Below are 13,400 nucleotides of genomic sequence, written 5' to 3'. Positions count from 1 at the left end.
AGGATAAATATTTGTTGAACCCTCAATAAGAGGAAGACATAAAAAAAGCCGCTAGTAATGATTAGCGGCTTTGTTAGTGCTGTGTAAAAGCGAGTAGTTAGCTATTTGCGTTTTGCTGGGCGCCCAGCACGTTTACTTAAGCCTTGTTGCTTACGTACTTTATGCTTTTTAACCGAGCGGCGCATGCGACTTAAACGCGCATGGTCAAGTTTGCCCTGTCTCACGTTGATCATAGTTTGCGTTTCATCTGGCAGCTGAACATGGCTACGTAGCGCGTTTACATCTTCTAACCCAAGCTCAACCCACGCACCTTGAGGCAAACGTTTTTGAAGCTCTATTGGGCCATACTTAACACGTATGAGTCGGCTAACCTGAACACCTTGTGATTCCCACAACCTACGTACTTCACGGTTACGGCCTTCTTTTAACGTTACGTTATACCAGCGGTTCATGCTTTCATCTTCGGCATGTTGTGGGGTTGGAGCGCCAGAGATGGTAAGGAATTTCGCTTCACCATCCTCAAGCTCAACGCCTTTTTGCAAAGTATGCAGCGTTTTACCCGTTACTTCACCAAATACGCGAACGGCATATTCGCGCTCTACTTCGCATTTAGGATGCATCAGGCGGTTTGCTAACTCACCATCATTGGTAAATAACAGAAGGCCGCTAGTGTTCATATCCAAGCGGCCCACCGTGATCCAACGGCCCAATCGAATAGCTGGAAGTCGGTCAAATACTGTGTCGCGCCCTTCTGGATCATGACGGCTGCATAGTTCACCTTCAGGCTTGTTATACATTAGAACACGGCATACCGGTTGTTCAGTTTGGCGAGACAATAGATGCCCATCTACGCGAATTTGTGCGGTGTGGTCAACTCGATCGCCAAGGGTTGCTTTGGTGCCATCGACCGATACACGGCCTTCTTCAATCCAACGTTCCATTTCTCGTCGCGAGCCTAGCCCTTGGTTAGCCAGTACTTTTTGCAACTTTTCAGTCATGGTTTTCACTCTTAATTGCTTGTTTACGGTCGCACGGTCTATTCAGACGGTGCCTCATTTAACACCTTAAGCGGCGAGTCTGACGCAATACTTTCGGCCATATTTTCAAAGGCATGAACATTGGGCAAATCGCTCAATGACGCCATTGAAAAGTAGTCTAAAAAGCCTTTCGTGGTAGCATAAAGTGCGGGTCGCCCCGGTACTTCTTTGTGACCAACTACCTTAATCCAGTCTCGTTCTGTGAGTGTCTTTATAATATTACTGCTTACCGCTACACCTCTTACCTGCTCAATCTCTCCGCGGGTAATAGGTTGACGATAGGCAATGAGCGCAAGTGTCTCAAGCATTGCTCTTGAGTACTTAGGCGCATTTTCTTGCCATAATTTACTTAACCACGGGCTTAATGCATCTAATGATTGAAAGCGATAGCCACTCGCTACTTCTACTAGCTGAATGCCCCGAGGTTGATAATCTAACTTTAGTTCGTTAATTACCTTACTCAAGGTTCTATCAGCTACGGTGAACTCGTTAAGCACCGTTTCTTTCAACTGCTGCTTCGTTACGGGCGTGTCGGCCACAAATATTGCGGCCTCGACCAATTGTTTCAGCTGCGCCGTGTTAATTTTCTTCATGCGATCCTAATTTTACATGAATTTTTGCATAAGAACCTGCCTGAATGCATAAAATTAGCTGTTCTTTTACCAATTCTAAAATTGCTAAGAAGCAAACCACTACACCGGCCCTTCCTTCTTCAACAGTGAAAAGGCGTTCAAGCGGCGTATATTCTGCAGACGTAAGCAACGATAAGATAAGCGACATGCGCTCTCGCGTGCTCAAGGCTTCCCTTTCAATAGTGTGATGTTCAAACGCTTCCGCCCGTTTCATCGCTTTGCTAAATGCCAGCACTATCTCGGCTAAAGATACGTCAGGCTCAACACGAATTGGCGCAACGTTCTCACTAACTTCCACATGTGCTTTAAACACATCCCTTTCAAGACGAGGCTGAATATCCAAGTCTTCTGCGGCCTGTTTCACCAGTTCATATTCTTTTAGACGTCTGATCAACTCGGCCCTAGGATCGTCTTCTTCCTCACTGTCGTCACTGCGCTTCGGTAATAAAAGACGAGACTTTATTTCAGCCAGAATTGCAGCCATCAGCAGATACTCTGCTGCCAACTCTAGCTTTAGCGCCATCATGGCGTCTACATATTCCATATATTGCTTAGTAACAGCAGCAATTGGCAGAGTTGTGATATCGAACTTTTGCTTACGGATCAGATATAACAGTAAGTCGAGAGGCCCTTCGAAAGTTTCAAGGATAACTTCAAGGGCATCAGGAGGAATGAACAGATCTTCCGGTTTCTCAATAAGCGCCTCGCCATTAATAAACGCAAGGGGAAGCGGCTGCTGAACAGGTGTCGAAAGCCCCTTTTCATGAGGCGTTTCTTTGTTGTTATTTGTTTTAGTTAATTCAGACACAGTCCCACAACCGTTTTACCTGCCGCAGCGAATATTATTGGTTCTAACGTTCATTCATTAACGTCACATGCCACCTGGCAACTTTCTTTGATTGGCAGAGCAACCGCCAATTATTCGAACGGAGACGGATCGCCAGTACCATGACGTAAAATAACGGGCGTATCTTCCGATAAATCAATCACAGTTGTGGGATGTTCGCCAATATAACCGCCGTGAATGATAAGCCCAACTTGCTTTTCTAAATTATCTCGAATCACGTCAGGGTCTGATTCAGCCATGGTGTTGCCTGGCAAAATCAAAGACGTAGACATCAACGGCTCGCCAAGTTCTTCCAGTAATGCTAGCGCAATGGCGTTATCCGGCACGCGGATCCCAATGGTTTTGCGTTTGGGATTCTGTAAGCGCTTCGGTACTTCTCGCGTTGCTTTTAGCACAAACGTATAGTGACCTGGCGTATTGTTCTTTATCTGCCTAAAGGCAGTGTTATCAACCTTGGCATAAATTGATAGCTCTGACATATCACGACACATCAAAGTAAAATTGTGGTCTTTATCTATTTGACGAATGCGGCAAAGTTGCTCTAACGCCTTCTTGTCTTCCATTTGACAGCCTATGGCATAGCCTGAGTCTGTAGGGTAGACCACAACCGCACCCTCGCGAATTAGCTCGCATGCTTGGCTTATCAAGCGTTTTTGCGGGTTATCTGGGTGTACATAAAAAAATTGACTCATGATTACTTCCTTTTATAAAAAACGCTATTCAACTTGTTCTGGTTGCTAGCACTTTTTATGGTTATTTATGTGGGCATTGATTGGCTGAGGACCGACTCGTTATCGCTTTGCTTCTATCAACGCCTTATTGCCACTGAATTTCAACTATAGATTTGCTTACGGTGCACTTTCAAGCTCTTTAATCTGCAGCCAATCGTGCCAGATAGGGATTAGTTGGCTACTAATTCCAAGGTTTTTACCTAACTCAGTCCAGCGAGAGGGGAAGTGAAAGTCGGAGCCCGCTGAAGCTAGCAAATTGTGAGTTTGTGCAATTTCATTGATCAGTTCTTGCTTAGTTTTGTTTATACCGGGGAACGCCGTCTCAATAGCATCTCCACCAGATTGTGCGAACAAATCTACTAATCGCCTTAGCCATTTAGCCGTCATATCGTAATGCGCGGGGTGCGCGAGCACGGCTTGGCCACCTGCATCGTGGATCCATTCAATTGCACTTTCTATACTTGGCCATTCGGCTTTAACCGCTGCCCTTTTACCTTTGCCTAAATACTTTTTAAAGGCAGCCTGCATAGTCGGCACGCCATAATTGTTCACTAAGACTCGAGCAAAATGAGCGCGAGTAACCTGCCCTACACCGGCTAGTGCTTTAGCTCGCGTTAAAACGCCTTCAAACCCACACTTCTCGAGTTTATCAGCTATTTTTTCAGCGCGTGCCTCGCGGACTTGAGCTTGACCATTGAGATGAGATAAGAACGTTGGGCATTGTCTGTCTACGTTCAAGCCTACAATGTGGATATCAAAACCGTGCCAAGTGGTGGAAATTTCAACACCATCAATGATGGTCAAAGACCGCTTTTGTTTCGCTTGAGTGGCATGAGCCTCGTCTAAGCCCGCTACGGTGTCGTGGTCGGTAAGCGCAAGTACATCCACCTGCATGGTGTGAGCTCGAAGGATTAATTCTTCTGGCGTGAGATGGCCGTCTGAGTATTTTGTATGGCTATGTAAATCTATTTTCAAAGTAATATGCAAATTTTAGGTTGACACGAAAGGCAATTTGTTTTCTTCTATACGCACAAAGTATACGTACTAACAGCTTCAAATCCTATTGAAGTTTGAAAAAACAACGAGTAATTCATGCATTCTTACAACATTTCTACAGCAATGACAGTTGCAGCTTGGTGGTGGCACTCCCTAACTTAACGGGCGGTGTGCACTGTAGTGCGTGAATGAAAACACATAAAGGCCCGTTTATACGGGCCTTTTTTTTATCTTTTTGCAATTGGAGAGTAGCAAAAATGAGTTTAGCGGAACTGGGGACTTCCCCAGGTAAAGTAGAGACAATAGAGCAGGTAGGTCACTATGTTGATGATCCACTCGCCGCGTTTGCCCACCTTTGTGGGAATACAAGTAACGCACTACTTTTAGAATCAGCAGAAATCGATTCAAAAGATGACCTGCAAAGTTTATTGATGGTTGATGCCGCCCTTCGCATGGAATGCAGAGGCAACCGAGTTGAGGTTAAGGCACTAACAGGAAACGGCGCTTCAGTTTTACCTTTGTTTGCTACGCACGCTCCCGAAGGCCTGAATATCATTGATAGGACAGACACTTCTATCGTTCTTCTTTGCGATGACGCAGATAACGAATTAGACGAAGATAGCCGGTTGAAAGCCGCGAGCGTTATGGACGCGCTGCGTATTGTTCTCAATAAAGTAACCCCCATCCGCCAACACCCTCATGCTATTTTTCTGGGCGGTGTATTCGCTTACGACATGCTTGCGGGCTTCGAAAAACTGCCGGATGTTGCTGAAGGTGAAAATGACTGCCCTGATTTTGTGTTCTATTTGGCGGAGACATTAATTACCGTTGATCATCAAACCCGCGAAACCCACCTTATCGGCAGCGTATTTAGCGGTGAGGATGTAGCTCAGCAATATTTTGCAATTGCGCAGCGGTTAGAGGCCATTCATCAACTGCTTCATGAGATGCCTGCTGAGCCACTATTAACAAGTAGACAGAATGAATCGCAAAATGGACAGACACTCGAATTAATAGAAGCAACACAAAATGGACAAACACAAAATGGACAGACACTTTCTTCTTTTGAGGCAAGCGTAGACATTAGCGACGAGCAGTTTTGTGACCACGTGCTTGATTTAAAGCAGCACATTCTTGCTGGCGATATTTTTCAGGTTGTGCCTTCGCGCACATTTTCTCTCCCCTGTCCTTCGCCACTGCTCGCTTACGCCAAACTTAAAGAATCGAATCCAAGCCCTTACATGTTTTTCATGCAAGATGCCGCTTTTAGTATTTTTGGGGCCTCACCCGAGTCGGCGCTTAAATACGAAAGAGAAAGCAATCAAGTAGAAATTTACCCTATTGCAGGAACTCGCCCTCGAGGCAAGCGTCCAGACGGCAGCATTGATAGAGATTTGGACAGTCGCATAGAGTTAAACCTTCGCGAAGATACGAAAGAAAAATCTGAGCACATCATGCTGGTTGACCTGGCGAGAAATGACGTGGCTAAAGTTAGCCGTCCGGGTACTCGATTCGTTAAAGATTTGCTTAAAGTAGATCGCTACTCACACGTAATGCACTTAGTGTCTCGCGTGGTAGGTCAATTGCGCGACGACCTAGACCCATTGCACGCGTATCAAGCCTGCATGAATATGGGTACTCTGGTAGGTGCACCAAAGGTCAGCGCAGCCACCTTGATCCGTGAAGTAGAGAAAAAGCGTCGTGGTAGTTACGGTGGTGCAGTGGGGTACTTAAATAGCCAAGGCGACATGGACACTTGTATCGTTATACGCTCTGCCTTCGTTAAAAACGGCACAGCTTACATTCAAGCAGGCGCAGGTGTGGTATACGATTCCATTCCCCAAGCTGAAGCTGACGAAACGCGAGCCAAAGCACAGGCCGTTATAGGTGCTGTTAAGGCGGCACTTCAAGAGGAAATAGAACACATAAGTGCCGCGTCAAATAAAGGAGGCAGCGCATGAACCACCAAGTTACCACTTTATTTTTGCTCGATAATGTAGACTCGTTTACCTATAACCTTGTCGATGAACTGCGTACATTAGACTTAGACATAAAAGTTTATCGAAATACTGTGTCAGCTGAGCTTCTTTTTAATAAAATGCAGGAACAAGCGACGAAAGGCCCTGTTTTATTGATGCTTTCCCCAGGCCCTGGCGCTCCCAGTGATGCTGGCTGTATGCCTGCTTTGCTTAAAATGGTCAGCGGCGTATTTCCTGTCATTGGTATTTGCCTTGGCCATCAGGCAATTGTGGAGTACTACGGCGGTACAGTGGGGCGAGCTAGCCAAGTAATGCACGGAAAGTCGTCGGCCATTACGCATTCGGAAGAAGCCATGTTTAAAGATCTTCAGCAGCCGCTGCACGTTGCACGCTACCATTCATTAGTAGCCCACGAATTGCCTGAGAAGCTTACCGTCTGTGCATCAACAATAAACGATGATGGAAGTGAGGCAGTGATGGCAGTTTACAATGATGAAGACCGCATGCTTGGTTTCCAATTTCATCCAGAATCGATTTTAACAGCACACGGCAGTTTGTTGTTGAAACAAAGTATTGATTATTTAACGCTACAGGGAGCGAACCATGCTTAACGCAGGCCCTCTACTTGAACAAATTATGCTGCGAGAATCGCTGTCGCAAACCGAAGCGTACAGCTTATTCAACAGCATCATGCACGGTGAGCAAAGTGAAGTAATGATTGCAGCCGTGCTTACCGCGCTGAAAATGAAAAAAGAGTCGCCAGGCGAAATAGCCGGCGCAGCGAGCGCTATGGTGGCCAATGCCCTGCCTTTCCCTACGCCGTCTTACGAGTTTGCGGATATTGTAGGCACTGGTGGTGACGGGCATAACACTATCAACATTTCCAGTGCTGCGGGCGTAGTCGCAGCATCATGCGGCGTAAAAGTGGCAAAACACGGGAATAGAAGTGTCTCAAGCAAGTCTGGTTCAGCCGATTTGTTTCGTCAATTTGGTTTAAATCTAGAAATAAGCCCTGAGACCTCTCGTAAATGTTTAGATGAAGCAAATTTCACATTTCTTTTTGCACCGGTATATCACGCAGGCATGCGCCACGCAGCCCCCGTGCGAGCTGCGATGAAGACCAGAACGCTATTCAATATATTAGGCCCATTGGCAAACCCTGCGGGTCCAACTCACGGCGTTTTCGGCGTATACTCTCCCCAACTGCTAGAACCCTATGCAAAAACACTGATGCTGCTTGGGCAACATCGCGCCATGATTGTTCACGGAGACGGACTGGATGAGTTGGCTCTTCATGGCGAATCAATCATTTACGATCTGGAACATGGCGACATTCGTAAGCTGTCGGTAACTGCACAAGATTTTGGTTTGCCCCACTATCCGCTATCGGCAATTGAAGGTGGCGAGCCAGAAGAAAATAAACAGTTTGTTGAAGCAGCCCTTAACGGTGAAGGCAAAGAGGCGCACCGCGCGGCTATTGCAATGAACTGTGGTGCACTGTTGAAAGTGACGGGCAAAGCTACCACGTTCAAAGAAGGCGCCGAAATGGCAATGAACGCCATGGCAGAAGGGTTACCTATGCAGTTGTTATCAAAGGTTGCCAAAATTACTCAGGAGGTAAGCACGAATGGCTAATGTGCTTGAGAAAATTGTTGCAGACAAGCGAGAAGAAGTCGCCGCGCGCAAAGAGGCGCTGCCGCTAGATAGTTTTAAAGCTAATTTGACTGCTTCCGAAAAAAGCTTATTTGCTGCGCTAAACGAGCCAAATGCAGGCTTTATTTTTGAATGTAAAAAGGCATCTCCTTCAAAGGGGCTTATTCGAGAAAATTTCGATTTAGACGAGATTTTATCGGCCTATACTCCTCACGCTGCTGGGATATCAGTGCTTACTGACGAGAAGTACTTTCAAGGGAAGTTTGAATACCTAGCTTACGTGACAGAGCGCGTTTCTCAGCCGGTTCTTAACAAAGATTTTTTTGTCGACAGCTATCAAGTGTATCTAGCCCGCCACTATAACGCTGACGCTGTGCTGCTCATGCTTAGCGTTTTGAGCGACGATGAGTATCGCGAGCTGGCTAGCGTAGCAAATTCGCTATCATTAGACATTCTTACTGAAGTGAGCAACGAAGAAGAGATGGAGCGAGCCATTGCGCTTGAAGCTAATATTATTGGTATCAATAACCGCAATCTTCGTGATCTCTCTACTGATCTAGCTACTACTGAGCGCCTTGTGCCGATGTTAAAGGAATCCACGCACGACTACGTGGTTATTTCAGAGTCAGGTATATACACCCATCAAGACGTATTGCGCTTGGCACCTGTATCACAGGGCTTTTTGGTTGGCAGCGCTCTGATGGCAGAGACTGACCTTCGACGCGCTGTAAAAACATTGGTTAATGGAGCAGTGAAAGTCTGCGGATTAACCAGCAAAGAACAAGCGCAGATGGCGTTCGATAGAGGCGCTAGTTTTGGCGGGCTTATATTTGCAGAGAAATCTCCCCGTTGTGTATCAAAGGAACAGGCGATATCTATCACGCAAGATGTAGAGGGTGCTTTTGTGGGAGTGTTTGTGAACCATGATGTTGATGAAGTGGCGTCTCTTGCTGCCTCACTAGGCCTCTTTGCCGTTCAGCTACATGGTAACGAGGATGAAACATACATCGCAGCATTAGCAGATAAACTACCTGAAGGTTGTGAAATTTGGAAAGCAGAAGGCGTACAGGCAACATCCGCAGACGCCCTTCCCGAATCAGTGGACAAATCAGTGGACAGACACTTAAAGAATGACCTACTAAGCCGCGTACTACTTGACTGCCAAGTAGGCGACACGAAAGGTGGTACAGGTGAATCTTTCAACTGGCAACTTATTAATGATATTCAAGCCAAGCATAAGTTAGTGCTTGCTGGCGGTATAAACGCCGACAATGTGGCGAATGCAATTGCAACAGGCTGTGGCGCCATTGATGTAAATTCAGGCGTTGAAACCGCGCCAGGCACAAAAAGTGAAAGCAAGCTCGACGCACTTTTTACTATTTGCCGCCGTTACTAATTTAAAAAACAGGACAACGTAATGAACCAGTTAGACACAAAATTTGGCGAATTTGGTGGCATGTACGTGCCCGAATTACTTATTCCAGCATTGGATCAGTTGGAAAAAGCGTTCTTAGATGCCAAAGACGATCCAAGTTTTAACGAAGAGTTTTTATCACTGCTAAAAGATTATGCAGGCCGCCCTACGTCGATGACGTTAACACGGAACCTTGTTAGCAACCCAAAAGTGAAACTTTATCTTAAGCGTGAAGATCTACTTCACGGTGGCGCCCACAAAACCAACCAGGTATTGGGTCAAGCGCTACTTACCAAGCGCATGGGTAAAAAAGAAGTTATTGCTGAAACGGGTGCTGGCCAACATGGTGTTGCAACTGCACTAGCGTGTGCCTTACTTGGTCTTAAAGCGCGCATTTACATGGGTGCGAAAGACGTAGAGCGTCAAGCGCCGAATGTTTTTCGAATGAAATTAATGGGTGCTGAGGTTATTCCCGTGAATGCCGGGTCTGGCACGCTTAAAGATGCGGTAAATGAAGCCATGCGTGACTGGTCTGCAAACTATGATACTGCACATTACCTTTTAGGTACTGCAGCAGGCCCTCACCCTTTCCCGACCATTGTTCGTGAATATCATCGTATGATTGGTGAAGAAACGCGCGCACAAATCATGGAAAAAGAGGGCCGCTTGCCTGACGCCGTAGTTGCGTGCGTTGGTGGTGGGTCAAATGCAATCGGTATGTTTGCAGACTTCATCGATGAACCATCTGTTCGATTAGTGGGCGTTGAGCCTGCCGGAAAAGGCGTTCACACCAAAGAGCATGGTGCCACCATAGTTACGGGTACAAAAGGTATTCTTCACGGCGCTTATACCTTCATCATGCAGGACAAAGAAGGTCAAATTGAAGAGAGCTATTCCGTATCGGCGGGGCTCGACTATCCAGCTGTTGGTCCTCAGCATGCCTACCTGCACGACATTGGACGCGCTGAATATGTGGCTGCAACCGATGAAGAAGCGTTGAATGCATTCCAGCTTCTAGCGCGAAAAGAAGGGATTATTCCAGCATTAGAATCATCACATGCTCTTGCACACGCGCTCAACATGGCTGACGAAGCTGACGAGGAAACGATTATTGTAGTTAACTTGTCGGGCCGTGGTGATAAAGACTTAGCGCACGTTATCAACATTTTAGGGGACGATTTATAATGGATAGATATGCACAAATGTTTGCTGGCCTTGAGGAAAAGAACCAAGGCGCATTCGTACCCTTTGTAATGGTTGGCGACCCGGACTTAGAGCAATCTGAAGCCATTATTTGTCAACTAGTAGAAAGCGGCGCAGACGCGCTAGAGCTAGGTATTCCGTATTCAGACCCGATAGCCGATGGTCCGACTATTCAAGCCTCGGCTATCCGCGCTCTTAAAGGCAAGGTTACCGTAGCAGATTGCTTAGAAGTAATTTCGCGAGTACGCGCAAAATACCCAGAAGTACCCATTGGGCTGCTTTTATACAGCAACTTGGTAATGGCACAGGGTGTTGAAAACTTTTACAGCAAAGCGCAAGCGGCAGGCGTCGACTCGATACTAGTGGCAGACGTGCCAATCCGCGAAGCTGCACCGTTTCAAAAGGCTGCTGAGGCGACAAACATCTCACAAATTTTAATTGCTCCACCGAATGCAACTGACGAAACCATGGAAAAGATTGGCGAATACTCAAAAGGTTATACCTATCTACTTGGTCGTGCTGGCGTCACAGGTGCAGAGACCGCAGCAAATATTCCAGCATCTGAACTTATCGAACGTTTGAATAAGCACAAAGCTGCTCCGGCACTGCTAGGGTTTGGTATTTCTACACCAGAGCAGGTTAAATCTGCCATTGATGCTGGCGCTGCCGGTGCAATTTCTGGCTCGGCAACAGTAAATATTATCGCGGCTAACTTGTCGGACAGTCATAAAATGCTAAGCGAGCTCGGCAGCTTTGTTGAAAGCATGAAAGCTGCAACGGCCAAAGGATAAGCGCATGCTATATATGATTTGTGCCACCGATGTGGCGGAGAGTTTAGAAAAGCGCTTAGCTGCGCGACCTGCACACCTTGAACGTTTAAATGCTTTGAAAGATGCGGGACGTCTGGTTATGGCTGGGCCTTTCCCAGCTGTTGACAGCCCAGACCCGGGGCCGGCTGGATTTACAGGCTCACTTGTAGTAGCAGAGTTTGACTCGTTAGAGGATGCACAAACGTGGGCAGACGCCGATCCGTATATTGAGGCCGGTGTTTATGAAAGCGTTATAGTGAAACCGTACAAAAAAGTTTTGCCTTAGCTTTTGGCCTAGAGTTTTTGATTTTATAAATAGCAAAAGCCCCAAAAAATCGGATAACTCCGAATTTCTGGGGCTTTTTCTTTGTAAAGTTCATTCAAGTTAGTTTTGAACTCGTTTTGGACAGACACTTGTTTTGAAGCGTGAATATAAATTTGTGGTCCAAGCCTGATTACTAAGCCGAATATAAGTTAACTATAGACAGACACTTAAGTGATCTATTCAATTGAGTCAGCATCGCTATAGGTCAAACGCAAGCTGCAAGCAAGCTTACCTTTACAAATCTACTTTCTCGTGCGCCCCCATTTCCTCAGGCTTTACTGTTTTTCCGGTAAGCATTTTAAACATACCTTTGAGCGACGGATCAGCGTCCCACACTTCAGCGTCTGTAAGTTCGAAACGAAGCATCAGTAGAGAAGGGTCATCTTTACCTTGCTCGAACCACGCTTCAACGGGATTTGACCAGTATTTGTCTATTATCTCTTTACGCGATTCAACGGTAAGCGTTCCACGAATACAGGCAAATACATCATGCCCTTTAGATGCAAAATGCACCATTGCCTTTCCGCCTTTAGCAATGCGATTGTCTCTAGAGGTATAAAACCAAAATTCACCATCAGCCTCTTTACCAAGCTGTGCATACATTGGCTCGGCATGCATATCTTCGCCTATCAAAGTAACCATGACTTTTGGGCTGTCTGACATTGCTTTCCACATTGTTTTCTTGATATCACTAGACATTGTTTCTCCTTAAAAGATAAAAGTAGAGGTTGATACCTGAAAAGTACTTCGGTACGAGTCAACCTAACGCATACTTCTATTCCATTTGTGAATACTCGGTGAATAGATTCACGCACATGTCATGCCAATGCTCTAAGCCTCGATCGCTATTTTGTAGAGCTTCGAACTTTCGTAACTGGCAAACTGGTTACCTCCCCGCATTAACACGCTCCTTCTAAGCCTGTACACATTTAATGATTACCGCTCAAACTACTGCAATCTGGAGCCAGTCCAATTTTGATGCACCTACTGTAGGAATAGAGTTGCGATTAGTCTTCCGATAACCACTATGGACAGACACTTTTTTGCAATACGTGAGTAAAATTTACTCTGTGTTCTTGGGAGAAGTCGTCATGGCCACAGTCTGCGTAATTATGGACAGACACTTACTTCATTGATCGGACGGGTTGTTATGGAAATCTCGGTAAATCGTAAACAGAGAAATCGTGGACAGACACTCTTATTAAGTCAGTTTTAAAGGTTATTTTGAAAATGCTCCTACTTTTATTGTCAATCAAGTGTGTGTCCTAAACTTTCACTGCTCAAATTTCTGTCCAAATTTTTCGAATGAAATTTTTTAACCTCTAACCTTTTTGAGTGTCTGTCCGTTTTTTCTTGCGTCTTTTCTTGGTGCGTAAGTAACTGATGCGTTATATACAGTTTTTGCTTGGCAAGGTAGACTTGACCTAATTCAGAATAGATTCAGTTTACCAAGTTATACTTATCTGTAGTTTGGCCTGAGTAGGACAATTATTGTGAGGGTGTATGACATTATCGCTTCGAATTTTGGTGTTTTGTGCAGCGTTAGCACTGTCAAGCATTGCCCCCGCTATGGCGTTACAAAGTTCAGGCGGTGATATCTCTAAAAGTGAGGCCGCGGAGCGTGCACGTATAGCAGCAGATGGTCGTGTTTTAAAAGTTGAACAAACCTCGCAGAACTACCGGGTTAAAGTTTTGAAGAAGTCTGGTCGCGTTGTATCAGTCGAAGTCGACAAACGCTCAGGTAAGGTCAAACAAAGTAAAGGTAAGGATTAAT

At 45.8% G+C, this 13,400-nt stretch carries 14 protein-coding genes; 8 read left to right on the top strand and 6 right to left on the bottom strand.

The features are described 5' to 3' along the window. Positions 1–101: 101 nt before the first annotated feature. The 5 genes from rluB to ACM0P2_RS07210 all read right to left on the bottom strand — a co-directional run bounded on the left by rluB (position 102) and on the right by ACM0P2_RS07210 (position 4,222). Positions 102–998, bottom strand: coding sequence for a 23S rRNA pseudouridine(2605) synthase RluB (gene rluB, locus ACM0P2_RS07230; protein ID WP_105931979.1), 897 nt, complete (start codon positions 996–998; stop codon positions 102–104). A 38-nt stretch (positions 999–1,036) separates the two neighbouring features. Beyond that, the gene (gene scpB, locus ACM0P2_RS07225; protein ID WP_159120220.1) at positions 1,037–1,630 is read right to left on the bottom strand and encodes an SMC-Scp complex subunit ScpB; all 594 of its coding nucleotides are present in this window, start codon (positions 1,628–1,630) and stop codon (positions 1,037–1,039) included. Next, positions 1,617–2,477, bottom strand: a complete 861-nt coding sequence (locus ACM0P2_RS07220; protein ID WP_159120221.1) for a segregation and condensation protein A — start codon at positions 2,475–2,477, stop codon at positions 1,617–1,619. Before ACM0P2_RS07220 ends, scpB begins: the two co-directional genes overlap by 14 nt. A gap of 110 nt (positions 2,478–2,587) precedes the next feature. Next, a complete protein-coding gene (locus tag ACM0P2_RS07215) occupies positions 2,588–3,208 on the bottom strand; it encodes an L-threonylcarbamoyladenylate synthase (RefSeq protein WP_105931976.1) in 621 nt (206 codons plus the stop codon). A gap of 156 nt (positions 3,209–3,364) precedes the next feature. Then, positions 3,365–4,222 (bottom strand): PHP domain-containing protein, encoded by an 858-nt coding sequence (locus ACM0P2_RS07210; protein WP_159120222.1) that lies wholly within the window; start codon positions 4,220–4,222, stop codon positions 3,365–3,367. Between the two features lie 278 nt (positions 4,223–4,500). Between ACM0P2_RS07210 and ACM0P2_RS07205 the strand changes: the two genes are divergently transcribed. Genes ACM0P2_RS07205 through ACM0P2_RS07175 form a run of 7 tightly spaced genes read left to right on the top strand, consistent with a single transcriptional unit; the run spans position 4,501 to position 11,587 of the window. Further along, complete coding sequence (locus ACM0P2_RS07205) at positions 4,501–6,204, top strand: anthranilate synthase component 1 (protein WP_159120223.1); 1,704 nt, start codon at positions 4,501–4,503, stop codon at positions 6,202–6,204. Further along, positions 6,201–6,833 carry an aminodeoxychorismate/anthranilate synthase component II gene (locus ACM0P2_RS07200; protein WP_159120224.1) on the top strand — a complete coding sequence of 211 codons (633 nt, stop codon included), beginning with the start codon at positions 6,201–6,203 and terminating at the stop codon, positions 6,831–6,833. Before ACM0P2_RS07205 ends, ACM0P2_RS07200 begins: the two co-directional genes overlap by 4 nt. After that, positions 6,826–7,857, top strand: coding sequence for an anthranilate phosphoribosyltransferase (gene trpD / locus ACM0P2_RS07195; RefSeq protein ID WP_105931974.1), 1,032 nt, complete (start codon positions 6,826–6,828; stop codon positions 7,855–7,857). Before ACM0P2_RS07200 ends, trpD begins: the two co-directional genes overlap by 8 nt. Next, complete coding sequence (gene trpCF / locus ACM0P2_RS07190) at positions 7,850–9,271, top strand: bifunctional indole-3-glycerol-phosphate synthase TrpC/phosphoribosylanthranilate isomerase TrpF (protein WP_159120225.1); 1,422 nt, start codon at positions 7,850–7,852, stop codon at positions 9,269–9,271. Before trpD ends, trpCF begins: the two co-directional genes overlap by 8 nt. Before the next feature lie 21 nt (positions 9,272–9,292). Next, positions 9,293–10,474, top strand: coding sequence for a tryptophan synthase subunit beta (gene trpB, locus ACM0P2_RS07185; protein WP_105931972.1), 1,182 nt, complete (start codon positions 9,293–9,295; stop codon positions 10,472–10,474). Then, positions 10,474–11,283, top strand: coding sequence for a tryptophan synthase subunit alpha (gene trpA / locus ACM0P2_RS07180; protein ID WP_159120227.1), 810 nt, complete (start codon positions 10,474–10,476; stop codon positions 11,281–11,283). Before trpB ends, trpA begins: the two co-directional genes overlap by 1 nt. Positions 11,284–11,287: 4 nt before the next feature. Continuing rightward, positions 11,288–11,587: a YciI family protein gene (locus tag ACM0P2_RS07175; protein ID WP_159120228.1), complete on the top strand. Its 300-nt coding sequence runs from the start codon at positions 11,288–11,290 to the stop codon at positions 11,585–11,587. 273 nt (positions 11,588–11,860) lie between these two features. Here the strand turns inward: ACM0P2_RS07175 and ACM0P2_RS07170 are convergent, their stop codons facing one another. Further along, positions 11,861–12,325 carry a pyridoxamine 5'-phosphate oxidase family protein gene (locus ACM0P2_RS07170; RefSeq protein WP_159120229.1) on the bottom strand — a complete coding sequence of 155 codons (465 nt, stop codon included), beginning with the start codon at positions 12,323–12,325 and terminating at the stop codon, positions 11,861–11,863. An 804-nt stretch (positions 12,326–13,129) separates the two neighbouring features. Between ACM0P2_RS07170 and ACM0P2_RS07165 the strand changes: the two genes are divergently transcribed. Beyond that, the gene (locus tag ACM0P2_RS07165; protein WP_105931968.1) at positions 13,130–13,399 is read left to right on the top strand and encodes a PepSY domain-containing protein; all 270 of its coding nucleotides are present in this window, start codon (positions 13,130–13,132) and stop codon (positions 13,397–13,399) included. Position 13,400: the final 1 nt, after the last annotated feature.

It is taken from the genome of Alteromonas sp. OM2203, assembly GCF_048517045.1.
GTDB lineage: Bacteria > Pseudomonadota > Gammaproteobacteria > Enterobacterales > Alteromonadaceae > Alteromonas > Alteromonas gracilis.
The sequence above is the reverse complement of the archived record's forward strand: the minus strand, read 5'-3'. Positions and strand labels throughout refer to the sequence as shown.